Origin of the sequence: Pseudomonas sp. PDM30, from assembly GCF_019218985.1 — a bacterium.
Lineage (GTDB): Bacteria > Pseudomonadota > Gammaproteobacteria > Pseudomonadales > Pseudomonadaceae > Aquipseudomonas > Aquipseudomonas jessenii.
Genome location: NZ_JAHUWM010000002.1, coordinates 411,868 through 434,724 on the forward strand (window position 1 = coordinate 411,868; position 22,857 = coordinate 434,724).

20 protein-coding genes are annotated in these 22,857 nt (G+C 58.6%); 16 read left to right on the forward strand and 4 right to left on the reverse strand.

What is annotated here, in order from left to right:
• Nucleotides 1-3 precede the first annotated feature (3 nt).
• Nucleotides 4-993: a taurine ABC transporter substrate-binding protein gene (tauA, locus tag KW840_RS05890; RefSeq protein ID WP_218494663.1), complete on the reverse strand. Its 990-nt coding sequence runs from the start codon at nucleotides 991-993 to the stop codon at nucleotides 4-6.
• Between the two features lie 362 nt (nucleotides 994-1,355).
• On the opposite strand from tauA, the gene KW840_RS05895 reads away from it, so the two are divergent.
• The 9 genes from KW840_RS05895 to KW840_RS05935 all read left to right on the forward strand — a co-directional run bounded on the left by KW840_RS05895 (nucleotide 1,356) and on the right by KW840_RS05935 (nucleotide 10,370).
• Complete coding sequence (locus KW840_RS05895; protein WP_150813751.1) at nucleotides 1,356-2,687, forward strand: OprD family porin; 1,332 nt, start codon at nucleotides 1,356-1,358, stop codon at nucleotides 2,685-2,687.
• Between the two features lie 412 nt (nucleotides 2,688-3,099).
• Nucleotides 3,100-4,440, forward strand: coding sequence for an OprD family porin (locus tag KW840_RS05900; RefSeq protein ID WP_154860928.1), 1,341 nt, complete (start codon nucleotides 3,100-3,102; stop codon nucleotides 4,438-4,440).
• A 292-nt stretch (nucleotides 4,441-4,732) separates the two neighbouring features.
• A complete protein-coding gene (locus KW840_RS05905) occupies nucleotides 4,733-5,371 on the forward strand; it encodes a peroxiredoxin (RefSeq protein WP_218494664.1) in 639 nt (212 codons plus the stop codon).
• Nucleotides 5,372-5,703: 332 nt separating this feature from the next.
• The gene (gene ssuE / locus KW840_RS05910) at nucleotides 5,704-6,297 is read left to right on the forward strand and encodes an NADPH-dependent FMN reductase (RefSeq protein ID WP_007993145.1); all 594 of its coding nucleotides are present in this window, start codon (nucleotides 5,704-5,706) and stop codon (nucleotides 6,295-6,297) included.
• Nucleotides 6,298-6,386: 89 nt separating this feature from the next.
• The gene (locus KW840_RS05915) at nucleotides 6,387-7,352 is read left to right on the forward strand and encodes a sulfonate ABC transporter substrate-binding protein (protein ID WP_057712844.1); all 966 of its coding nucleotides are present in this window, start codon (nucleotides 6,387-6,389) and stop codon (nucleotides 7,350-7,352) included.
• A 25-nt stretch (nucleotides 7,353-7,377) separates the two neighbouring features.
• Nucleotides 7,378-8,526, forward strand: coding sequence for an FMNH2-dependent alkanesulfonate monooxygenase (ssuD, locus tag KW840_RS05920; protein ID WP_090452041.1), 1,149 nt, complete (start codon nucleotides 7,378-7,380; stop codon nucleotides 8,524-8,526).
• Nucleotides 8,527-8,535: 9 nt separating this feature from the next.
• Nucleotides 8,536-9,318 (forward strand): aliphatic sulfonate ABC transporter permease SsuC, encoded by a 783-nt coding sequence (ssuC, locus tag KW840_RS05925; RefSeq protein WP_090452039.1) that lies wholly within the window; start codon nucleotides 8,536-8,538, stop codon nucleotides 9,316-9,318.
• Nucleotides 9,315-10,121, forward strand: a complete 807-nt coding sequence (ssuB, locus tag KW840_RS05930) for an aliphatic sulfonates ABC transporter ATP-binding protein (RefSeq protein WP_090452038.1) — start codon at nucleotides 9,315-9,317, stop codon at nucleotides 10,119-10,121. Before ssuC ends, ssuB begins: the two co-directional genes overlap by 4 nt.
• Before the next feature lie 33 nt (nucleotides 10,122-10,154).
• The gene (locus KW840_RS05935) at nucleotides 10,155-10,370 is read left to right on the forward strand and encodes a molybdopterin-binding protein (protein WP_007967989.1); all 216 of its coding nucleotides are present in this window, start codon (nucleotides 10,155-10,157) and stop codon (nucleotides 10,368-10,370) included.
• A 192-nt stretch (nucleotides 10,371-10,562) separates the two neighbouring features.
• Here KW840_RS05935 and KW840_RS05940 read toward each other — a convergent pair whose 3' ends face one another.
• The gene (locus tag KW840_RS05940) at nucleotides 10,563-11,195 is read right to left on the reverse strand and encodes a TetR/AcrR family transcriptional regulator (RefSeq protein ID WP_057712848.1); all 633 of its coding nucleotides are present in this window, start codon (nucleotides 11,193-11,195) and stop codon (nucleotides 10,563-10,565) included.
• A 279-nt stretch (nucleotides 11,196-11,474) separates the two neighbouring features.
• Nucleotides 11,475-12,851, reverse strand: coding sequence for a glutamine synthetase family protein (locus KW840_RS05945; protein ID WP_053163627.1), 1,377 nt, complete (start codon nucleotides 12,849-12,851; stop codon nucleotides 11,475-11,477).
• Between the two features lie 667 nt (nucleotides 12,852-13,518).
• Here KW840_RS05945 and KW840_RS05950 point away from each other — a divergent pair.
• From KW840_RS05950 to KW840_RS05980, 7 genes are all read left to right on the forward strand, one after another.
• Nucleotides 13,519-14,877, forward strand: coding sequence for a glutamine synthetase family protein (locus tag KW840_RS05950; protein ID WP_218494665.1), 1,359 nt, complete (start codon nucleotides 13,519-13,521; stop codon nucleotides 14,875-14,877).
• A gap of 59 nt (nucleotides 14,878-14,936) precedes the next feature.
• The gene (locus tag KW840_RS05955; RefSeq protein WP_154860929.1) at nucleotides 14,937-16,301 is read left to right on the forward strand and encodes an aspartate aminotransferase family protein; all 1,365 of its coding nucleotides are present in this window, start codon (nucleotides 14,937-14,939) and stop codon (nucleotides 16,299-16,301) included.
• Nucleotides 16,302-16,489: 188 nt separating this feature from the next.
• A complete protein-coding gene (locus KW840_RS05960; RefSeq protein ID WP_057712851.1) occupies nucleotides 16,490-17,602 on the forward strand; it encodes a polyamine ABC transporter substrate-binding protein in 1,113 nt (370 codons plus the stop codon).
• Between the two features lie 188 nt (nucleotides 17,603-17,790).
• The gene (locus tag KW840_RS05965; RefSeq protein ID WP_090452029.1) at nucleotides 17,791-18,888 is read left to right on the forward strand and encodes a polyamine ABC transporter substrate-binding protein; all 1,098 of its coding nucleotides are present in this window, start codon (nucleotides 17,791-17,793) and stop codon (nucleotides 18,886-18,888) included.
• Nucleotides 18,889-18,960: 72 nt separating this feature from the next.
• On the forward strand, nucleotides 18,961-20,103 hold the full coding sequence (locus tag KW840_RS05970) for an ABC transporter ATP-binding protein (RefSeq protein ID WP_057712853.1): 1,143 nt from the start codon (nucleotides 18,961-18,963) through the stop codon (nucleotides 20,101-20,103).
• A 35-nt stretch (nucleotides 20,104-20,138) separates the two neighbouring features.
• Nucleotides 20,139-21,020 carry an ABC transporter permease subunit gene (locus tag KW840_RS05975; RefSeq protein WP_191622238.1) on the forward strand — a complete coding sequence of 294 codons (882 nt, stop codon included), beginning with the start codon at nucleotides 20,139-20,141 and terminating at the stop codon, nucleotides 21,018-21,020.
• Nucleotides 21,017-21,907: an ABC transporter permease subunit gene (locus KW840_RS05980; protein ID WP_057712854.1), complete on the forward strand. Its 891-nt coding sequence runs from the start codon at nucleotides 21,017-21,019 to the stop codon at nucleotides 21,905-21,907. Before KW840_RS05975 ends, KW840_RS05980 begins: the two co-directional genes overlap by 4 nt.
• 148 nt (nucleotides 21,908-22,055) lie before the next feature.
• Here KW840_RS05980 and KW840_RS05985 read toward each other — a convergent pair whose 3' ends face one another.
• Nucleotides 22,056-22,697, reverse strand: coding sequence for an HD domain-containing protein (locus tag KW840_RS05985; protein WP_057712855.1), 642 nt, complete (start codon nucleotides 22,695-22,697; stop codon nucleotides 22,056-22,058).
• Between the last annotated feature and the right edge of the window lie 160 nt (nucleotides 22,698-22,857).

Sequence of the window (22,857 nt, forward strand, 5' to 3'; positions counted from 1 at the left end):
ATGTTACTCGGCGACAAACTTCGCGCTGACATACGGCGAGTAATCCGGCAGCACCGTCTCCACCTTCCCTTGTTCCTTCAAGAATTTCGCCGTCTCGCCAATGGCCTTGGCCGTGCCGCCGTCCAGCAGCGCGGCGCTCTGTTGCGCCTTGGCATCCGGGAATGCGGAACCGGCCAGTAACTCCGGCACATCGGCGGCATTGGCACCGGTCAGTTTGGCGATTTTCTGCACCGGTGCCGAGTCGGCAGTCCAGCTGGCTTTATGCGCCGCGTAATCAGCAAAGGCGTCGAGGGTAACCTTGGCGAATCTGGCCACCACCTCCGGGTGCTTCTCGGCGTAGTCCTTGCGTGCCACCCAGACCTCGAAGGTGGGTGCTCCCCATTGGCCTACCTGTGCAGCGTCGGTCAGGGTCTTGCCACTCTTGCGGATTTCCCCCAGGGCGGGCGACCAGACAAACGCGCCATCAATATCTCCCCGCTTCCAGGCTGCCGCGATTTCCGCCGGCTGCAGGTTCACCACTTTGACTTTCGAACTGTCCAGGCCCCAGTGCTTCAACGCACCGAGCAGGCTGTAGTGGGAGGTTGAAACGAAAGGCGTGGCGATGGTCTTTCCGATCAGATCTTGTGGTTTTTCGATGCCGCTGCCATTGCGCACCACCAGCGCTTCGGCGGCATTGATCTGCGCCGAGACGATGAACGCGACAATCGGCAGGTTGCGCGAAGCGGCAGCGGCCAGCGGACTGGAGCCGAGATTGCCGATTTGTACATCGCCGGAGGCAATCGCAGTGACCACTTCCGGGCCGCTGTTGAAGCGTCGCCAGTCGATGGGCTGGCCGATGGTTTTTTCATAAAGGCCATCGGCCTGGGGGACTTTGCTGGGGTCGATTCCGGTTTGATAGCCGACGGTGAGGTTCGCCGCCTGGGCGGTGAAAGAAAATGCGAGAGATACACAAACTGTAACAATTGGTCTGGATAGTGCGCGCTTGATCGTCATGGGGCTGCCTTTCGGTAAGGATTTGTTTCCGGATTGCGTCAGAAACTAATCGATCTAAAAAAGCAAAAATAAATACCGTTTAGGAATTAGCTTATGAGCCGAACCCTTTGTTCTGGGGGGGCTGAAAATTGAGCGCTAAATTCCTAAACGGTATTAGAAAAGAATCGGGTAATTCTTTTCAGGTTCATGACGAATTCATGACCCGGCAGGGACCAAAAAATCGGGGGTTAGACAAAGGTCGTAGACACACATGGTTACGATTGACTTGTGGGTCACGGTCTGGCGCTAATCGCGCATCTTAGGTTTTCGGGCGACGACTCGAGACCAGGAATACAAGAACTAGAATCGAGAGGAGCTACACAATGAACAAGTCCACCTTGGCTTTGGCCGTGGCCGTAGGGGTTTTGGCGCAGCAGGCAGGCGCCGCAGGTTTCCTGGAAGACAGCAAGGCGTCCATCAGTTCCCGGACCATGTATTACAACAACGATAACCGTGAAGGCGGTGCGGATCAGAAAGAGTCCGCAGAAGGCCTGAAATTCGATTATCTGTCCGGTTTCACCCAAGGCACTGTCGGTTTCGGTATCGACGCCCAGGCACTGCTGGGTATCCACCTGGACGGCGGCAAGGGTCACCACCCGGACAACAACACCTTCTTCCCAAGCGACAGCGATGGTTCGGCCGTGTCCGAATGGAGCCGTGCAGCCGCTAACGTCAAGGCGCGCTTCTCGAAGACCGAAGCCCACCTGGGTGGCGCCCTGGCACCCAACTTGCCGATCCTGGTCGCGAACGACAGCCGTCTGCTGCCACAGACCTTTGACGGTGGCACCATCACTTCGAAAGAAATCGACAACGTGACCTTCAACGCAGGTCAGTTGGAGCATTCGGCGGGTCGCGCCTCTTCGAACTCCACCGGCCTGGCCGTGGCTGGCGGCACAGAGGACAGCAACAAGTTCTACTACGGTGGTGCTGACTGGAAGGTCACCAAGGACCTGACCCTGCAGTACTACCACTCGAATCTGAAGGACTACTACAAGCAGGACTTCCTTGGCTTGATCCACGTGTTTCCGATCGACGCCAAACAGTCCTTCAAGACTGATATTCGCTACTTCGACAGCAGCTCCGACGGCAAGAACGGTGATCCGGGTTTCCGTTTCAACAACAACAACGGTTTCGCCAAGACCCCGGGCGAGGTCGATAACAAGACCTGGAGCGCCATGTTCACCTACACCCTGGGTGGCAACGCCTTCCTGCTCGGTCATCAGCGCGTCAGCGATGACGGCGGTTTTGTCTACCTGAACCAGGGCAACGTGGTTGATGGCAATGGCCGCCCGGAAGGCAACGGCGGCGCCAGCTTCTACCTGTTCACCGACTCCATGATCAACGGATTTGTTCGTGCCGGTGAAAACACCACCTTCGGTCAGTACTCCTATGACTTCGCAGGACTGGGCGTGCCGGGCCTGAAAACTTCGATCGCCTACCTGCATGGCGACAACATCAAGGCTACCAACGGCAGCGGCCCTGATGGCTCCGAGTGGGAACGCGACATGCGGATCGACTACACCATCCAGCAGGGCGCTCTCAAAGGCTTCGGCGTAACGCTGCGTAATGGTGTCTACCGCGGCAGTGAAGTCTCCAACAACCCTGATGTTGACCAGACTCGTCTGATCTTCAACTACACCTACAGCTTCCTGTAACAAGCCTTGTAAAAAAGCCTCGCCTGCTGGCGAGGTTTTTTTTGTCCGTTTTTTAATATTCCATAAAGATCTTTGCTGATTATTTATTATTCTTTTTAGTTTTTAAATATCCCGCTTAAAGTGCGCCTGTCCGGCACTCATCCCTGAGCCCGGATTTGGCGATTTCGTCCCTCGATAATAGGTCAGGTGCAGGAATCGGCCTTGCCGCCGATACCTCGGATCTGTCGTGGGAAGTCATATTCCTAAGCGATATTAAAAAATATCAAAAAATTCTTTTTGGCTTTAAGGCCATGTATCCTGCGGCCCGCCAAATGACCGGCCTAGACGGTTTACCGCGAATTTATGCATTCAGGATCCCGGGCAATCGATTCGGGACCAGGAACATCAGAACTAGAAACGAGAGGAGCGAAACATGAACAAGTCCACCTTGGCCATGGCTGTGGCCGTCGGGGTTTTGACCCAGCAGGCAAGCGCCGCGGGTTTTATCGAAGACAGCAAGGCAACATTGGGGCTGCGTAACTTCTACATCAATACCGACTACCGTGACGGAGCCGGTGCCAACAAAAACGAAGAGTGGGGCCAAGGCTTCGATCTGCGTTTCATCTCCGGTTACACCCAGGGCACCGTCGGCTTCGGCATCGATGCGATCGGCCTGTTGGGCGTGAAACTGGATTCGGGCGGCGGTACCAACGGCGCCACGGCGACCTCTTACGGCGGCACGGTTTTCCCGAGCAAATCCAACGGCGAGGCAGTTGATGATTTCTCCAGCCTGGGCCTGACGGCCAAAGCCAAGGTTTCCCAGACCGAATTGAAGCTGGGCACCCTGCAGCCGAAAAACCCGGTGATCGTGACCAACGATGGTCGTCTGCTGCCGCAAACCTGGCAGGGTGGCCAGATCACGTCCGGCGACATCAAGGATCTGACCCTGGTTGGTGGCCAGATCGAAGCCGTTAAAGGCCGTAACTCCAGCAACAATGAGCAGATGTCGATTTCGGGCGCGAACACTCGCGGCACCAAATTCCGCGACAGCAACAAGTTCATCTATGCCGGTGGCGACTACAAGATCACCAAGGACCTGACGGCCCAGTACTACTACGGCAACCTGGAAGAGTTCTACAAGCAACACTTCCTGGGTCTGGTGCACAACTGGGCAATCGGCCCTGGCGTGTTGAAGTCGGATTTCCGTTATTTCAACAGCTCTGATGATGGTGCCAACGGTCACGACCCGCTGTACTTCACCACTGGCAACTACAACGCGCCAAACGGTAAAGGCAAGGTCGACAACAACCTTTACAGCGGCCTGTTCCTGTACACCGTTGCCGGTCACACCTTCGGTGGCGGTTATCAGGTCAGCAACGGCAGCAGCGATTTCCCTTGGCTGAACCAGGGCGACGGTTCGTCGAACTACACCATCACCGACGCGCAAATCCAGAAGTTCGGCCGTGCCGGCGAGCGTACCTGGCAAGCACGCTACTCCTATGACTTCGCCAAGGTTGGCGTACCTGGCCTGACGGCGGGTCTGGTTTACCTGCACGGCGACAATATCGATACCGTTAACGCCAAGGGTGGCGAGGCGGCCAATGGTGCTTCCGAGTGGGAGCGCGATCTGAGCGTGGCATACGTCGTTCAGGAAGGTCCGCTGAAAAACCTGGGCCTGGCGTGGAAAAACGCGACCTGGCGCACCGACCTGCCGAACACGCGTTCGCAGGACGAAAACCGCCTGATCGTCAGCTACTCGATCCCGCTGTTGTAATAGCGCTCGCGTAACCGAGACAAAAAAGCCCCGCCCGGTATTGCACCGGGCGGGGCTTTTACATTTTCAAGACGGGTTCACCCCCGTAATCCCGCCTTGAACTTCCCTCTTTGCAGCAACTCAAGGCCTTCTCGAACCTTGGGGGCGATGTTCGGCCGGTTGTGCGGGGTACGTCCAGTGAATAGATATTTAATATTTCATTATGATCTAAATAAATCGATATTTATTCTTTTTAATAGATAAAAAACACAGGCACAGTTGAACCCATCAAGCACTCACAAGGAGCAGCACCATGGGTCTCAGACTTGGCGATATCGCCCCCGATTTCGAACAGAACTCCAGCGCCGGCACCATCCGTTTCCATCAGTGGCTGGGCGATAGTTGGGGCGTGCTGTTTTCCCATCCAGCGGACTTCACGCCGGTGTGCACGACTGAATTGGGCTTCACCGCCAAGCTCAAGGATGAGTTCGCAGCGCGCGGCGTCAAGGCCATCGCTTTGTCGGTGGACCCGGTGGATTCGCACCACAGGTGGATCGAGGACATCAACGAAACCCAGGACACCGTGGTCAACTTTCCGATCCTGGATGACGCCGACCGCAAAGTCTCGGACCTCTACGACCTGATCCACCCCAACGCCAACGACACCCTGACCGTGCGCAGTCTGTTCGTGATCGACCCGAAGAAAAAGGTCCGGCTGACGATTACCTACCCGGCGAGCACCGGCCGCAATTTCAATGAAATCCTTCGGGTGATCGACTCGCTGCAACTCACCGACAACTACAAGGTGGCCACACCGGCCAACTGGCAGGACGGTGATGAGGTGGTGATCGTGCCATCGCTTAAAGATGAGGATGAAATCAAACAGCGTTTTCCCAAGGGCTATCGAGCGGTTAAGCCTTACTTGCGCCTGACGCCGCAGCCTAATCGGTGAGTCATCAATATTTACGGTGTGGCTGATGCCGCCTTCGCGAGCAAGCTCGCTCCCACATTTGTCCGCGTACCCCTGTGGGAACGAGCTTGCTCGCGAAGGCGTCGGGTCAGACACCACAGGTTTCACAGTTAACAGCATCCACAAAGCAGGGGATTTCAGGCCGTTTCGACGGCCTGTTTTTTTGCCTGGAAGAAACAGCTTTCTATATTTCTTTAAGGTATAACCAAATGAATAAATATGATTTATGGATATATAAATCAACTGTTAAGGTCACTCCATCGAAGCGAGATCGCAAACCGCGAATCGCCAACACCGTGCAAGGAATCGTCTGAATGTTGGTTGTCTCACTCGGTGGCAGTCCCAGTCAGCGCTCTCGATCCGGGGTGCTGCTGGATCGCTCCCAGCGTTGGTTACAGGGGCAGGGCGTGGAAGTGGTGAGTTATCAGGTACGGGACTTCCCGGCCGAGGACTTGCTGCACGCACGCTTCGACAGCCCCAAGGTGATCGACTTGTTGCAACAAATTGAAAACGCCGATGGCCTGCTGATCGCCACACCGGTTTACAAGGCATCGTTTTCCGGAGCACTGAAGGTCGTGCTGGATTTGCTGCCCGAACGCGCCTTGAGCCACAAGGTGGTTCTGCCGATGGCCACTGGCGGCAGCATCGCCCACATGCTGGCGGTGGACTACGCGCTCAAGCCGGTGCTGTCGGCATTGAAGGCTCAGGAAATGCTGCAAGGCATTTTTGCCGTCGACAGCCAGATCGCCTACGGCGAAGGCAGCGCCCTGGCGCAGTTGGCGCCGGAGCTGGAACAACGACTGAATGAATCGCTTGAGCTGTTTTTCAGCGCCATGGCGCGACGGCCCAAGCCGCTCGATCCGAACCTGTTGAATGATCGTTTGTTGAGTGCTCGCTGGAGCATTTAAGCCTCACCGAAAATTGAAGTACTGGCCTTACTCGCCCGCCAACGGGCAAGCAGGTGCAGCCAAAACCCAACTGCAAAAAGGAGAGCGCCATGCGCCCTGTCATTTTGCGTCGTGGTCTGGTCGCTCTGTTTGCTGCGGCTGTCACCTTCGGCGCCATTACTCAAGCTCAGGCCGAGACTTTACGAATCGGCTATCAGAAATACGGCACCCTGGTGCTGCTCAAAGCCAAGGGCACCCTGGAAAAACGCCTCGCCGCCCAAGGCGTGGACGTGCAATGGACTGAATTCCCCGGTGGCCCGCAACTGCTTGAAGGCCTGAACGTCGGTTCCATCGACTTCGGTGTCACCGGTGAAACTCCGCCAGTGTTCGCCCAGGCGGCCGGTGCTGATTTGCTCTACGTCGCCTACGAACCGCCAGCGCCGCACAGTGAGGCGATCCTGGTGCCGAAGGACTCGGCGATCAAATCGGTGGCGGACCTCAAGGGCAAGAAAGTCGTCCTCAACAAAGGCTCCAACGTGCATTACCTGCTGGTGCGTGCGCTGGAAGACGCCGGCCTCAAATACACCGACATCCAGACCGTATTCCTGCCGCCGGCCGATGCCCGCGCCGCGTTCGAGCGTGGCAGTGTCGATGCCTGGGTGATCTGGGACCCCTACCAGGCCGCCGCCGAACAACAGTTGCAAGCGCGCACCCTGCGCGATGGCCAGGGCATCGTCGACAACCATCAGTTCTACCTGGCGACCAAACCTTATGCGCAGAAAAATCCCGAGGTGATCAAGACCCTGGTGGAAGAAGTGCGCGCGGTGGGCGAGTGGTCCAAGGCTAACCCGCAAGAGGTGACCCAACAGGTTTCACCGCTGCTCGGCCTGCCAGCCGACATCACCCTGACCTCGGTGAAACGCCAGGGCTATGGCGCGTTGTTCCTGACTCCGGAAGTGGTCGCGGCGCAGCAGAAAATTGCCGACAGCTTCTACCAGCTCAAGTTGATTCCCAAGCCGTTGAGTATCAAAGACGTGATCTGGACGCCGCCGGCCGCCGTTGCCAAAGCCCAATAAATCGATTCCCCAAGGAGACCACTCCATGAGCCTCAATATTTTCTGGTTCCTGCCTACCCACGGCGACGGCCATTACCTTGGCACCGCCGAAGGCGCCCGCGCCGTTGATCACGGTTACCTGCAACAAGTCGCGCAAGCCGCTGACCGCCTGGGTTTTGGCGGGGTACTGATTCCGACCGGACGCTCCTGCGAAGACTCTTGGTTGGTGGCGGCATCGCTGATTCCTGTGACCCAGCGTTTGAAGTTCCTTGTCGCCCTGCGCCCCGGGATCATTTCCCCGACGGTGGCGGCGCGTCAGGCCGCGACCCTGGATCGACTGTCCGGCGGTCGTGCGCTGTTCAACCTGGTGACGGGCGGTGACCCGGAAGAGTTGGCGGGCGATGGTCTGTTCCTCAGCCACGAAGAACGCTATCAGGCCTCGGTGGAATTCACCCGCATCTGGCGCCGGGTACTGGAAGGTGAAACCGTCGATTACGACGGCCAGCACATCAGCGTGAAGGGCGCAAAGTTGCTCTATCCGCCGATCCAGCAGCCGCGTCCACCGCTGTACTTCGGCGGTTCCTCGGAAGCCGCGCAAGACCTGGCCGCCGAACAGGTGGAAATGGTCCTGACCTGGGGCGAGCCACCGGCCGCCGTCGCGGAAAAAATCGAACAGGTCCGAGCCAAGGCCGCCAAGCTCGGACGCACCGTGCGCTTCGGCATTCGTCTGCATGTGATCGTGCGCGAAACCAACGATGAAGCCTGGAAAGCCGCGGATCGGCTGATCTCCCATCTCGACGACGAGACCATCGCTCGTGCCCAGGCTTCGCTGGCGCGTTTCGATTCGGTCGGTCAGCAACGCATGGCCGCATTGCACGGTGGCAACCGCGACAACCTGGAGGTCAGCCCTAACCTGTGGGCCGGCGTCGGTCTGGTGCGCGGCGGTGCCGGTACGGCGCTGGTGGGCGATGGTCCGACCGTGGCCGCCCGCGTGAAGGAGTACGCGGACCTCGGCATCGATACCTTCATCTTCTCCGGTTATCCACACCTGGAAGAGTCGTACCGGGTGGCCGAGTTGCTGTTCCCGCACCTCGATGTCGAACGTCCTGAACTGCCGAAGAGCGCCGGTTACGTCAGCCCGTTCGGCGAGATGGTCGCCAACGACATTCTTCCCAAAGCCGCGTCCCAGAGCTGAGGCGCGGTCATGAAGAAAATCATCCACAGCCTCGCGCCCTGGGCGTTGCCGGTGTTGCTGCTGGCGGTATGGCAATTGAGTGTGTCGGCGGGTTGGTTGTCGACACGGATCCTGCCGGCACCCATCGCCGTCATCGAGGCCGGTGTAAGTCTGGTACGCAGTGGCGAAATCTGGACACACCTGGCGATCAGTGGTTGGCGTGCCGCGCTGGGCTTCACCATCGGTGGTGGTATCGGCCTGACGCTCGGCTTCATCACCGGCCTGTCGAAGTGGGGCGAACGCCTGCTCGACAGTTCGGTGCAGATGATCCGCAATGTGCCGCACCTGGCGCTGATTCCACTGGTGATCCTGTGGTTCGGCATCGACGAGTCGGCGAAGATTTTCCTGGTGGCGCTGGGCACGTTGTTCCCGATCTACCTCAACACCTATCACGGCATCCGCAACGTCGACCCGGCGTTGGTGGAGATGGCGCGTAGCTATGGCCTGAGCGGTTTCAGCCTGTTCTGGCAGGTGATTCTGCCGGGGGCGTTGCCTTCGATTCTGGTCGGCGTGCGCTTCGCCCTGGGCTTCATGTGGCTGACGTTGATCGTGGCGGAAACCATTTCCGCGAGTTCCGGCATCGGCTATCTGGCCATGAACGCCCGGGAGTTCTTGCAGACCGACGTGGTGGTGCTGGCGATCCTGATGTACGCGGTGCTCGGCAAACTGGCCGACCTCGCGGCCCGTGGACTTGAGCGTGTCTGGCTGCGCTGGCACCCGGCCTATCAGGTTGCCAAGGGAGGTGCGGCATGATTGCGGAGCAACCTCCACGCCTGCTGCGCGGCATTCCGCTGGCGGTGCGCAAGCTGCAAAAAACCTTCGGCTCGCGGCAGGTGCTGCGCGAGATCGACCTGCACATTCCGGCGGGCCAGTTTGTTGCCGTGGTCGGTCGCAGCGGCTGCGGCAAAAGTACCTTGCTGCGCTTGCTCGCCGGTCTTGATCAACCAACCGGCGGTGAGTTGCTCGCCGGTGCCGCGCCATTGAGCGACGCGCGGGAAGACACGCGGCTGATGTTCCAGGAAGCGCGTTTGCTGCCCTGGAAAAAGATCATCGACAACGTCGGTCTGGGCCTCAAGGGCAACTGGCGGCCGCAAGCGCTTGCAGCTTTGGAAGCGGTGGGCCTGGCCGATCGCGCCCACGAGTGGCCGGCAGCGCTGTCCGGTGGACAGAAGCAACGCGTGGCGTTGGCCCGTGCGTTGATTCATCAGCCGCGCCTGCTGCTGCTCGACGAGCCCTTGGGTGCGCTGGATGCCCTGACCCGAATTGAAATGCAGCAACTGATTGAACGGCTCTGGCAGCAGCACGGTTTCACGGTGTTGCTGGTGACCCATGACGTCAGTGAAGCCGTGGCGATTGCCGATCGGGTGATCCTGATCGAAGACGGCGAAGTCGGCCTCGACCTGCATGTGGAACTGCCGCGCCCTCGGGTTCGTGGCTCCCATCGGCTGGCGGCACTGGAAACCGAAGTCCTCAATCGCGTGCTGGCGCTGCCCGGCCAACCGCCGGAACCGGAACCCGTTTCACCCTTGCCTACGCAATTGCGCTGGGCTCAATAACTCAAGTCTTACCCAACGACAGGAATCAACATCATGACTATCAAGGCCATCAACGTTCGCAACCAGTTCAAAGGCTCCATCAAGGAAATCGTCCTCGGCGACGTGCTGTCGGAAATCGACGTGCAGACCGCGTCCGGCATTGTCACTTCGGTGATCACCACACGCTCGGTGAAAGAGCTGGAACTGGCGGTCGGCAGCGAAGTGATCGCGTTTGTGAAATCCACCGAGGTGTCGATCGCCAAGTTGTAAGCCACATGCGTAAACAACAACCCCGAAGGGTTTGAGCCCTTCGGGGTTTTTCATGTGTGTTTGTCTTGAGCTGAGCGGTGCGGCCATCGCGAGCAAGCTCGCTCCCACAGGATTATTTGTCGTTCACAGAATCTGAATTCACTGAAGATCCTTGTGGGAGCGAGCTTGCTCGCGATGAGGTCAGTGAGCGCACTAGAGGTTCCGCTTGGGCAGATACGGTGGCAAATACAACCCCACATAAGCATCAAACACCCGCATCCCTTCCTCGGCCATGCGCGGCGTAATCTGCCCGTGCTGCTGCACCGAGCGCGCATACACCCGGTCGCCCAGCTCCATGGCCAGGGCGAACACATCGACATCACTCGGCAAGGTCGGCAGCTCGAAGTGATGGTCGAACAGCTTGTGCATCAGGTCGCCCAGTTCGATGTCGTGCTGGCGGTCGGCCTGGGTGACTTCGGTCAGGCCGTGCTGGGCCAGAATGAGTTGGCGGGCGGCGGCGTCCTCTGCATAGATGTCGAGCATGCGTTGTTCCACCAGTCGCGACAGATCGCGCCAGCCATTCAAGGCGTGGTGGTCGATAGGGGCTTGCAGGCAGGCGCGGAAGGCCGCATGGACGTCGGCGGTCAAGGCTTCGAGCAACGCCGGCACGCTGGCGAAGAAGTGGTAGACCGAGGAGGGCGGAATCTCCGCGCGCTCGGCGACGCTGTAGATCGACAGGCTGGCCACGCCCTCGGCAGCCAGCAGCGTGCGGGCCGCATCGAGTATCGAATCGATCCGGGCCTGGCTGCGTGCGCGGGGTTTGCGGGGGGTGGCTACGCGTGTCATGGGAGTCTCCTGCGGGGCTGCGGGCATTGTACGCAGAGCGCGAGGATGATCCATACCCTGTGGCGAGGGGGCTTGCCCCCGTTTGAGGGCGAAGCACTCCCAAACCCGGTAATCGTGGTATGTCTGATACACATGAGGGTGCATTTTTTGGGGCTGCTGTGCAGCCCAACGGGGCGGTGCGGCGTCCCGACAAGCCCCCTCGCCACAGGAGGCGGTGTTGGCCATAAAAAAACGCCGCAGGCTGTGAGGCCGGCGGCGTTTCTTCACTACTGCAACCGCTTACACGGTATGCAGGTACCAGTTGTACTCGAGGTCGGAGATGGAGTGTTCGAACTCCTCCAGCTCGCTCTCTTTACAGGCCACGAAGATATCGATGTATTTCGGATCGATGTACTTGGCCATGACTTCGCTGTCGTCCAGCTCGCGCAGTGCATCGCGCAGGTTGTTCGGCAGGCTCTGCTCGTTCTGCTCGTAGCTGTTGCCTTCGACCGGGGCGCCAGGCTCGATTTTGTTGGTCAGGCCGTGGTGCACGCCTGCCAGGACCGAAGCCATCAGCAGGTACGGGTTGGCATCGGCGCCGGCTACACGATGTTCGATGCGCACGGCGTCGGCGGAGCCGGTCGGTACGCGAATCGCCACGGTGCGGTTATCCAGGCCCCAGCACGGCGAGTTCGGCACGTAGAACTGTGCGCCGAAACGACGGTAGGAGTTAACGTTCGGGCAGAGGAAAGCCATCTGCGCCGGTAGGGTCTCGAGCACACCGCCGATCGCGTGACGCAGTGCGGCGTTCTGCTCGGGATCCTCACTGGCAAAAATGTTCTTGCCGTCTTTGTCGAGAATCGAGATGTGGACGTGCAGACCATTACCCGCCTGGCCTGGGTAAGGCTTGGCCATGAACGTGGTGTCCATTTCATGGTCGTAGGCGATGTTCTTGATCAGGCGCTTGAGCAGGACCGCGTAGTCGCAGGCCTTGATCGGGTCAGCCACGTGGTGCAGGTTGACTTCGAATTGCGCCGGCGCACTTTCCTTGACGATGGCGTCGGCCGGAATGCCTTGCTCTTTGGCACCCTCCAGAATGTCCTGGAGGCAGTCGACGTATTCGTCGAGGTCGTCGATCAGGTAGACCTGAGTCGAGTGCGGACGTTTGCCGGAAACCGGCGAGCGCGGCGGTTGCGGACGACCGTTCACGTTCTCCTGGTCGATCAGGTAGAACTCCAGTTCGAACGCGGCACAGATGGTCAGGCCCATTTCGTCGAACTTGCGCACCACATTGGCCAGCACTTCACGCGGGTCGGCGAAGAATGGTTCGCCTTCGAGTTCGTGCATGGTCATCAACAGTTGCGCGGTCGGGCGCTTCTGCCATGGCTCGTTGCATAGGGTATCGGGGATTGGATAGCAGATTCGGTCAGCATCGCCGATGTCCAGGCCCAGGCCGGTGCTTTCCACCGTCGAGCCATTGATATCCAGAGCAAATAGAGAGGCCGGCAGGTTGATGCCTTTCTCGTAAACCTTGTGGAGGCTGGTGCGTTCGATGCGCTTGCCGCGCACCACACCATTCATATCCGCAATCAGAAGGTCAACGTACAGAACCTCAGGATGTTCCTTAAGGAACGCGTTCGCTTCGTTAAGCTGAACGGCACGCGGGGGTACCGACATGATGCAACACCTTTGTTGTTAAAAATATCAATCATTGATCTTTTCAGATTCCAGTCAACCCGAACGGCATGCCGAAGTCAAGCGAGGCCTTTTTTGCCCTAAAAAAGCGCCCGTGTGGCTTTTTTGAGGCACTTTGGGGCGTTTTTATGCCCTTGGCCTCTATGGCGCCCGCAGGCTTGAGCGGGCCGTGTTGTATTTTTTACGGGGGTGTTGTGTAAAAAAATGAACAAGGCTAAGCTCGAATCAAACCCATAACAGCAATAATACCGGGGTGCTTCATGTCTCGCCTGCCGATAATCGGCGTCACCGACTGCTCAAGACAGGTCGGTCGGCATGCTTGTCACATCAGTGATGACACGTCCGTCCGTTCCGTGGCCCCGGCGGTTCTGGTGATCCTCCCATCCGTGACGGTTCAACCGTCCCCGTCCGATATTCTGGACGGTCGCGATGGCACCCCCATTACGGTTACTCCATTCAATATAGAACCGATTCACAATAGCGGCCTGACCATTGTTCAGGGCACCGCTCGCGATTTTGCACGCCCGGCCTCTGCAGCCGTGTTGCCAAGCACGATAATCTGCCGCGCAAGCGCTCTACAACGCGACGCCGATGCGTCAAACAACGCCTGACCTCAAAAGGGTCAGACAACTCAAGCCTAGAGGCATTTATGAGTAACAACCTCGACCAGCTCACCGATTGGTTGAAAAACCACAAGATCACAGAAGTCGAATGCATGATCGCCGACTTGACCGGGATTACCCGGGGCAAGATTTCGCCGACCAACAAATTCATCGCCGAAAAAGGCATGCGCCTGCCAGAAAGCGTTCTGTTGCAGACAGTGACCGGCGACTACGTCGAAGACGACATCTATTACGAACTGCTCGACCCGGCCGACATCGACATGATCTGCCGCCCCGACCAGAGCGCGGTGTACCTGGTGCCGTGGGCCATCGAGCCGACCGCCATCGTCATCCACGATACCTACGACAAGCAAGGCAACCCGATCGAGCTGTCGCCGCGCAACGTGCTCAAGAAAGTCCTGAAACTCTATACCGACAAAGGCTGGCAGCCGATCGTGGCGCCGGAAATGGAGTTTTACCTGACCAAGCGCAGTGACGACCCGGACTATCCGTTGCAGCCGCCGGTCGGCCGCTCCGGTCGCCCGGAAATCGGTCGCCAGTCGTTCTCCATTGAAGCGGCGAACGAATTCGATCCGTTGTTCGAAGACGTCTACGACTGGTGCGAATTGCAGGACCTGGACCTCGATACGCTGATCCACGAGGACGGCACCGCGCAGATGGAAATCAACTTCCGTCACGGCGATGCCCTGTCCCTGGCCGACCAGATCCTGGTGTTCAAGCGCACCATGCGCGAAGCCGCGCTCAAGCACGATGTGGCCGCGACCTTCATGGCCAAGCCGATGACCGGCGAGCCGGGCAGCGCCATGCACTTGCACCAGAGCGTCATCGACATCGAGACCGGCAAGAACATCTTCTCCAATGACGACGGGACCATGAGCCAGTTGTTCCTGCACCACATCGGTGGTCTGCAGAAACTCATTCCCGAGCTGTTGCCGCTGTTCGCACCCAACGTCAACTCGTTCCGCCGCTTCCTGCCGGATACCTCGGCGCCGGTGAACGTGGAGTGGGGCGAAGAGAACCGCACCGTGGGCCTGCGGGTGCCGGATGCGGGGCCGCAAAACCGTCGGGTGGAAAACCGCCTGCCGGGCGCCGATGCCAACCCGTACCTGGCGATTGCCGCGAGCCTGCTCTGCGGTTACATCGGCATGGTCGAAGGCCTGAACCCGAGTGCGCCGGTAGTGGGGCGTGGCTATGAACGCCGCAACCTGCGCCTGCCGCTGACCATCGAAGACGCGCTGGAACGCATGGAAAACAGCGCGACCATCGAGCGTTACCTGGGCAAAAATTTCATCACTGGCTACGTTGCGGTCAAGCGGGCCGAGCATGAAAACTTCAAGCGCGTGATCAGTTCGTGGGAAAGGGAATTCCTGCTCTTTGCCGTCTGATACGCCGGGCGCCGCCGCTGCCTGGCGGCGCCTTCACGTGATTTTTTTAGGAGATTCGTATGACCAGCAACAATCCGCAAACCCGTGAATGGCAAACCCTGAGCAATGATCACCACCTGGCTCCGTTCAGCGATTTCAAGCAGCTGAAAGAGAAAGGCCCGCGGATCATCACCAACGCCAAGGGCGTTTACCTCTGGGACAGCGAAGGCAACAAGATCCTCGATGGCATGGCCGGCCTGTGGTGTGTCGCAATTGGTTATGGTCGCGATGAACTGGCCGATGCCGCCAGCAAACAGATGCGCGAACTGCCTTACTACAACCTGTTCTTCCAGACTGCGCATCCGCCGGTACTGGAACTGGCCAAGGCTATCGCCGACATCGCGCCTGAAGGCATGAACCACGTGTTCTTCACCGGTTCCGGCTCCGAAGGCAACGACACCATGCTGCGTATGGTTCGTCACTACTGGGCGATCAAGGGCCAGCCGAACAAGAAAGTCATCATCAGCCGCAAGAACGGCTATCACGGTTCCACCGTGGCCGGCGCGAGCCTGGGCGGTATGACGTACATGCACGAACAGGGCGACTTGCCGATCCCGGGCATCGTTCACATTGCCCAGCCGTACTGGTTCGGCGAAGGCGGCGAAATGACCCCGGAAGAGTTCGGTGTGTGGGCGGCCAATCAGCTGGAAGAAAAAATTCTGGAAGTCGGCGTCGACAACGTCGGTGCCTTTATTGCCGAGCCGATCCAGGGTGCCGGTGGCGTGATCATTCCGCCAGAGACCTACTGGCCGCGCATCAAGGAAATCCTCGCCAAGTACGACATTCTGTTCGTGGCTGACGAAGTGATTTGCGGTTTCGGTCGTACCGGCGAGTGGTTCGGCAGCGATTTCTACGACCTCAAGCCAGACATGATGACCATCGCCAAGGGTCTGACCTCGGGCTACATCCCGATGGGTGGTCTGATTGTGCGTGACGAAGTGGTGGACGTGCTCAATGAGGGCGGCGACTTCAACCACGGTTTCACCTACTCCGGGCACCCGGTGGCAGCGGCTGTGGGGCTGGAAAACATCCGCATCCTGCGCGACGAAAAAATTGTCGAGCGCGTGAAGTCCGAAACGGCACCGTATTTGCAAAAGCGTCTGCGGGAACTGAACGATCACCCGCTGGTGGGTGAAGTTCGTGGGGTGGGTCTGTTGGGGGCCATCGAACTGGTCCAGGACAAGGCCACGCGCAAGCGTTTCGAAGGCAAGGGCGTCGGCATGATCTGCCGTCAGTTCTGCTTCGATAACGGCCTGATCATGCGCGCCGTCGGCGACACCATGATCATCGCTCCGCCACTGGTGATTACACCGGCGGAAATCGATGAACTGGTGACCAAGGCTCGCAAGTGTCTTGACCTGACCCTGAGTGCATTGCAGGGCTAAGTGCTAGGCTCTGAGCGGAGGTTCAAAGTTCTACATATGAAGTAGGAACTTTCGCTCAGAACTGTCAGAAAGCGTGGCCGTTTCCTTGAAAGACCGATGTGGATCTTGCCAGACTAGCCGCGGTTCCAGTTGCCAGGGTTCGGTCGCTGAACAAGTGGTTCAAAAAAGAAAAATTTGGAGCATTACGCATGAAGGCACTAGGTAAAAAGCTCGCTGGCAAGACTCTACTTGCCATGTCCGTAATGGGTTTGATGGCCGGCGCGGTTCAGGCCGATGACAAAGTACTGCACGTGTACAACTGGTCCGACTACATCGCACCGGACACCGTCAAGAAGTTTGAAGACGAGTCGGGTATCAAGGTTGTCTATGACGTCTTCGACAGCAACGAAACCCTTGAAGCCAAGTTGCTGGCAGGCAAGTCCGGTTACGACATCGTTGTACCGTCGAACAACTTCCTGGCCAAGCAGATCAAGGCTGGCGTCTACCAGAAGCTGGACAAGTCCAAGCTGCCTAACTGGAAGAACCTGAACACCGACCTGCTCAAGGCCGTTTCCGTGAGCGACCCGGGTAACGAGCATGCCTTCCCGTACATGTGGGGTTCGATCGGTATCGGCTTCAACCCCGAGAAGGTCAAGGCTGTACTGGGTGCCGACGCGCCGACCAACTCCTGGGACCTGCTGTTCAAACCTGAAAACGCCGCGAAGTTGAAGGCGTGCGGTATCAGTTTCCTCGATTCGCCAACCGAGATGATTCCGGTGGCATTGCACTACCTGGGCTATCCAACCGACAGCCAGGACAAGAAACAACTGGCCGAAGCCGAAGCGCTGTTCCTGAAAATTCGTCCTTCGGTAGGTTACTTCCACTCGTCCAAGTACATCTCCGACCTGGCCAACGGCAACATCTGCGTGGCCGTGGGTTACTCGGGTGACATTTACCAGGCCAAGTCCCGCGCGGAAGAAGCCGGTGGCAAGGTGAAAGTCAGCTACAACATTCCCAAAGAAGGTGCAGGCAGCTTCTACGACATGGTCGCCATCCCTAAAGATGCCGAAAACGTCGAAGGCGCCTACAAGTTCATGACCTTCCTGCAGAAGCCGGAAATCATGGCTGAAATCACCAACGCCGTGCGTTTCCCGAACGGTAACGCGGCTGCAACTGCGTTGGTCGATAAAGACATCACCAGCGACCCGGGCGTTTACCCGCCGGCGGACGTGCTGGCCAAGCTGTACGCGATTGCCGACTTGCCGGCCGCGACCCAGCGGATCATGACCCGCAGCTGGACCAAGATCAAATCCGGTAAATAAGCCGGTTTGATGCAACAACCTGTTGTCGCCGCCCGCGCGGTGGCGGCAGCAGGTGTAATTAAATGACAGAAAGTTTTGCTGGAACGGTTTTTCGAGGGTAAGTTGCGCGCCGGTTTTGTTGCCGGGCAACCACGGTTGTCATGTAGCGCGGGGCAACTTGGGCCCAACTAATTTCAGAGGACCTCCACTTGCCTATTTTTTCTATGTTGCGCAATGCCATGCTGGTGAGTGCCGGGCTGACAGTTGCTGTCAGTGTCCAGGCCGCCGGTACCGTGCATATTTATAACTGGTCCGACTACATCGGCGAGACCACCCTGGCCGATTTCCAGAAAGAGACCGGTATCAAGCCGGTTTATGACGTCTTCGATTCCAACGAAACCCTGGAAGGTAAATTGCTGGCCGGACGTACCGGCTACGACGTGGTCGTGCCGTCGAACCACTTCCTCGGCAAGCAGATCAAGGCCGGGGCATTCCAGAAGCTCGACAAGTCGCAGCTGCCGAACTATTCGAACCTCGATCCAGTGCTGCTCAAGCGCCTGGAACAGAACGATCCGGGCAACCTGTACGCCGTGCCGTACCTGTGGGGCACCAACGGCATCGGTTACAACGTCGACAAGGTCAAGGCTGTGCTGGGCGTCGATACGATTGATTCGTGGGGCGTGCTGTTCGAGCCGCAGAACATCAAGAAGCTGCAAAGCTGTGGCGTCGCGTTCCTCGACTCCGCCGATGAAATGATGCCGACAGTGCTCAATTACATGGGCCTGAACGCTAACAGCACTGATCCCAAGGACTACGAAAAGGCCACCGCCAAGTTGCTTGCAGTGCGGCCTTACGTGACCTACTTCCATTCCTCCAAGTACATCGCGGATCTGGCCAACGGCGATATCTGCGTGGCGATCGGTTTCTCCGGCGACATCTTCCAGGCCAAGAACCGCGCCGAAGAAGCCAAGAAAGGCGTAAATATCGCCTACTCGATTCCGAAAGAGGGCGGTGCGCTCTGGTTCGACATGCTGGCGATTCCGAAGGACTCGGCCAACGTCAAGCAGGCCCACGCCTTCATCAACTATTTGCTCAAGCCTGAGGTGATTGCCCAGGTCAGCGATTACGTCGGCTATGCCAACCCTAACCCGGGGTCGGACAAACTGATGGAGCAGTCCATTCGCACCGACGAAGCGGTTTATCCACCGCAAGAGGTGCTCGACAAGACCTACGTGTCGGTCGAGTTACCGCCGAATATTCAACGTTTGATGACCCGCAGCTGGACCAAGGTCAAGTCGGGTAAATAGTTTCAAGGCTCAAACTATCCAAGGTTGGCTCACCTTGAGCGAACTGCACTCTTTTTTTCGGGAGTTTCGTAAATGGCAGTTGCCTCCGGCGCCTATAAGAAAGCCCTCGAGGGCGACCAGTCACCTAAACAGGTGCTGGTCAAAATCGACCGGGTCACGAAGAAGTTCGACGAGACGATTGCCGTGGACGATGTGTCCCTGGAAATCAAGAAAGGCGAGATTTTCGCCCTGCTCGGCGGTTCGGGATCGGGCAAATCCACTTTGCTGCGCATGCTCGCAGGTTTCGAACGGCCCACGGAGGGGCGCATTTTCCTCGATGGCGTAGACATCACTGATATGCCGCCATACGAGCGGCCGATCAACATGATGTTCCAGTCCTACGCCTTGTTCCCGCACATGACCGTGGCGCAGAACATCGCCTTTGGCCTCAAGCAGGACAAGATCCCGGCTGCTGAAGTTGACGCCCGCGTGGCCGAAATGCTCAAGCTGGTACAGATGAGCCAGTACGCCAAGCGCAAACCGCATCAGTTGTCCGGTGGTCAGCGTCAGCGTGTGGCCCTGGCCCGTTCCCTGGCCAAGCGCCCGAAGCTGCTGCTGCTCGACGAACCGATGGGCGCACTGGATAAAAAACTGCGTTCGCAAATGCAGTTGGAGCTGGTGGAGATCATCGAGCGCGTCGGCGTAACCTGCGTGATGGTGACCCACGATCAGGAAGAGGCCATGACCATGGCCGAGCGTATCGCGATCATGCACCTGGGCTGGATCGCCCAGATCGGCAGCCCGATCGACATCTACGAAACCCCGACCAGTCGCCTGGTCTGCGAATTCATCGGCAACGTGAACATCTTCGAAGGCGAAGTGATCGACGACGCCGAAGGTCACGCGATCATTACCTGCAAAGACCTGGATCGTCAGATCTATGTCGGCCACGGCATCAGCACTTCGGTGCAGGACAAGTCGGTCACCTACGCGATCCGTCCGGAAAAGCTGCTGGTCACTGCCGACATGCCGACCTGCCAGTACAACTGGTCCAGCGGCAAGGTGCACGACATCGCCTACCTGGGTGGGCACTCGGTGTTCTACGTCGAATTGCCAAGCGGCAAGCTGGTGCAGTCGTTCGTGGCCAACGCCGAGCGTCGCGGGCAGCGTCCGACCTGGGGTGATCAGGTCTACGTGTACTGGGAAGACGACAGCGGCGTGGTGCTGCGCTCATGAACATGCGCAAATTCAAGCGTCGACTCAATCGAATAATTCCCGGTGGCCGTCAGATGGTCATCGGGGTTCCCTTCATCTGGCTGTTCCTGTTCTTCATGTTGCCGTTCTTCATCGTACTGAAGATCAGCTTCGCCGAAGCGGACGTGGCCATTCCGCCATACACCGAGATCTACAGCTACGCCGAGCAGAAGCTGCAGTTGCTGCTTAACCTGGGCAACTACGCGATGCTGGCCGGTGACGAGCTGTACATCGCCGCTTACCTCGGCTCGTTGAAGATGGCGCTTTTCAGCACCATCCTCTGCCTGCTGATCGGCTACCCGATGGCCTACGGCATCTCCGTTGCCCGCAAGGAAGTGCAAACGGTGCTGGTGCTGCTGATCATGATGCCGACCTGGACCGCGATCCTGATCCGCGTTTACGCGTGGATGGGCATCCTCAGCAATAACGGCCTGCTCAACGGGTTCCTGATGAGCATGGGCTGGATCGACGAGCCGCTGCAGATCCTCAACACCAACCTGGCGGTCTACATCGGCGTGGTTTATTCCTACCTGCCGTTCATGATCCTGCCGCTGTACGCCAACCTGGTGAAGCACGACCAGAGCCTGCTGGAAGCTGCGTCGGACCTGGGTTCGAGCACGTTCAACAGCTTCTGGAAAATCACCGTGCCGCTGTCGAAAAACGGCATCATCGCCGGCTGCATGCTGGTGTTCATCCCGGTGGTGGGTGAGTTCGTGATCCCGGAACTGCTCGGTGGTCCGGAAACCCTGATGATCGGTAAAGTGCTCTGGCAAGAGTTCTTCAACAACCGTGACTGGCCGGTGGCGTCTGCCCTGGCGGTAGTGATGCTGGCGATCCTGATTGTGCCGATCATCCTGTTCAACCGCAGTCAGGCCAAGGAAATGGAGGGTAAAGAATGAAGCGCTTCCGTTTCTCCAGCCTGATGCTGGTACTGGGTCTGTTGTTCATCTACCTGCCGATGCTGATCCTGGTCATCTACTCGTTCAACGCCTCCAAACTGGTAACGGTGTGGGGCGGCTGGTCGATCAAGTGGTACGTCGGCCTGCTCGACAACAGCCAACTGATGGGCTCGGTGGTGCGCTCGCTGGAAATCGCCTGCTACACCGCCATCGCGGCGGTGGCACTGGGTACATTGGCAGCGTTCGTCCTGACGCGCATTACGCGCTTCAAGGGCCGTACCCTGTTCGGTGGCCTGGTCACTGCGCCGCTGGTCATGCCTGAGGTGATCACCGGTCTGTCGCTGTTGCTGCTGTTCGTGGCCATGGCGCAGATGATCGGCTGGCCGCAGGAACGCGGCATCGTCACCATCTGGATCGCCCACACCACGTTCTGTGCGGCCTATGTGGCGGTGGTGGTCTCGGCACGCTTGCGTGAGCTGGACCTGTCCATCGAAGAAGCGGCCATGGACCTCGGTGCACGGCCGTGGAAGGTGTTCTTCCTGATCACCATCCCGATGATCGCGCCATCGCTGGCAGCGGGCGGCATGATGTCGTTCGCCCTGTCGCTGGATGACCTCGTGCTGGCGAGCTTCGTGTCTGGCCCGGGTTCCACGACCCTGCCGATGGAAGTGTTCTCGGCGGTCCGTCTGGGGGTCAAACCTGAGATCAACGCCGTGGCCAGCCTGATCCTGTTGGCGGTATCGATCGTGACCTTCCTGGTCTGGTTCTTCAGCCGTCGCGCCGAAGAAAGCCGTCGTCGTGCGATCCAGCAGGCGATCGAAGAAGCGGCAGCCGACTCGTGGAAGCAACCGGACGTGCGTCGCGCGCAGGCACCGGAAGCGGCTTGATCCCGAATTGGGTAGACCACATTTGAGTGGACTACCCAATTCCACTGTGGGAGCGAGCTTGCTCGCGATAGCGGACTGACATTCAACATCGATGTTGACTGTGATGCCCTCATCGCGAGCAAGCTCGCTCCCACAGGTTCTTCTGCGGTCAGGAAATCCAAGGGGATTTACGAATGACCTCGACGAAGTTCATCGGCTTGAACCCCGGCTCCTGATCCACCAGCACATCAGTCTTCACATTGCCGAACGTGGTCTGCGGACGATGGCGCAAGCCGTCGGCAAACGCGCAGATGATGCACTCCTTGAATCCCTCGCCCCGTGGATGCGCATGCACCACTGCTTCGCGCTGCACGCTGGAAAACGCCGCGTAGTCCATGCCCAGCACGTCCATCTCGACGCCAGCCGTGACCAGTGCCACGGTGGGCCGCAAATGCTGAGGCACGCCCGGCGTGGTGTGCAGGGCAATCGATAGCCAGACCTGTTCGATGTCGTCATCGCTCAATCCGTAAGGCTTGAGGAACGCTGCTGCCGCGTTGGCACCGTCGACTTCGAAGCGCTCGTTGTCGCTGCGATGACCTTGCACCAGTCCCAGGTCATGGAACATCGCGCCGACGTACAGCAACTCCGGGTTGTAGGCCAGTTGCTTGCGCTCGCCGCTCAGAGCACCGAACAGGAAGACCCGGCGCGAGTGGTGGTAGAGCAGGTCGGACTCGATGTCGCGGATGTATTCGGTGGTGGCCTTGGCCAGTGCGCTGTCGGGGATCTTGATGCCGGCGATGGTGGTGCTCATGGAGTTTTCCTCGTCGTGAACGCCTTGGCGGCGCTGAGGGTTTCAGTCTGTTCCGGCCCCGGAAACCGGACAATCGATCCATGGCTGCGATCCCGGCCAATGAGCGTGCATATCGCGCCAACCTCGCTTGTTGGGCCTGGATTGGCTAGGGTGCATGCAG

Bases quoted from the DNA above. Each gene is read 5' to 3' on its own strand.
- tauA (WP_218494663.1), bottom strand. From the start codon at position 993: ATGACGATCAAGCGCGCACTATCCAGACCAATTGTTACAGTTTGTGTA.
- KW840_RS05895 (WP_150813751.1), top strand. From the start codon at position 1,356: ATGAACAAGTCCACCTTGGCTTTGGCCGTGGCCGTAGGGGTTTTGGCG.
- KW840_RS05900 (WP_154860928.1), top strand. From the start codon at position 3,100: ATGAACAAGTCCACCTTGGCCATGGCTGTGGCCGTCGGGGTTTTGACC.
- KW840_RS05905 (WP_218494664.1), top strand. From the start codon at position 4,733: ATGGGTCTCAGACTTGGCGATATCGCCCCCGATTTCGAACAGAACTCC.
- ssuE (WP_007993145.1), top strand. From the start codon at position 5,704: ATGTTGGTTGTCTCACTCGGTGGCAGTCCCAGTCAGCGCTCTCGATCC.
- KW840_RS05915 (WP_057712844.1), top strand. From the start codon at position 6,387: ATGCGCCCTGTCATTTTGCGTCGTGGTCTGGTCGCTCTGTTTGCTGCG.
- ssuD (WP_090452041.1), top strand. From the start codon at position 7,378: ATGAGCCTCAATATTTTCTGGTTCCTGCCTACCCACGGCGACGGCCAT.
- ssuC (WP_090452039.1), top strand. From the start codon at position 8,536: ATGAAGAAAATCATCCACAGCCTCGCGCCCTGGGCGTTGCCGGTGTTG.
- ssuB (WP_090452038.1), top strand. From the start codon at position 9,315: ATGATTGCGGAGCAACCTCCACGCCTGCTGCGCGGCATTCCGCTGGCG.
- KW840_RS05935 (WP_007967989.1), top strand. From the start codon at position 10,155: ATGACTATCAAGGCCATCAACGTTCGCAACCAGTTCAAAGGCTCCATC.
- KW840_RS05940 (WP_057712848.1), bottom strand. From the start codon at position 11,195: ATGACACGCGTAGCCACCCCCCGCAAACCCCGCGCACGCAGCCAGGCC.
- KW840_RS05945 (WP_053163627.1), bottom strand. From the start codon at position 12,851: ATGTCGGTACCCCCGCGTGCCGTTCAGCTTAACGAAGCGAACGCGTTC.
- KW840_RS05950 (WP_218494665.1), top strand. From the start codon at position 13,519: ATGAGTAACAACCTCGACCAGCTCACCGATTGGTTGAAAAACCACAAG.
- KW840_RS05955 (WP_154860929.1), top strand. From the start codon at position 14,937: ATGACCAGCAACAATCCGCAAACCCGTGAATGGCAAACCCTGAGCAAT.
- KW840_RS05960 (WP_057712851.1), top strand. From the start codon at position 16,490: ATGAAGGCACTAGGTAAAAAGCTCGCTGGCAAGACTCTACTTGCCATG.
- KW840_RS05970 (WP_057712853.1), top strand. From the start codon at position 18,961: ATGGCAGTTGCCTCCGGCGCCTATAAGAAAGCCCTCGAGGGCGACCAG.
- KW840_RS05980 (WP_057712854.1), top strand. From the start codon at position 21,017: ATGAAGCGCTTCCGTTTCTCCAGCCTGATGCTGGTACTGGGTCTGTTG.
- KW840_RS05985 (WP_057712855.1), bottom strand. From the start codon at position 22,697: ATGAGCACCACCATCGCCGGCATCAAGATCCCCGACAGCGCACTGGCC.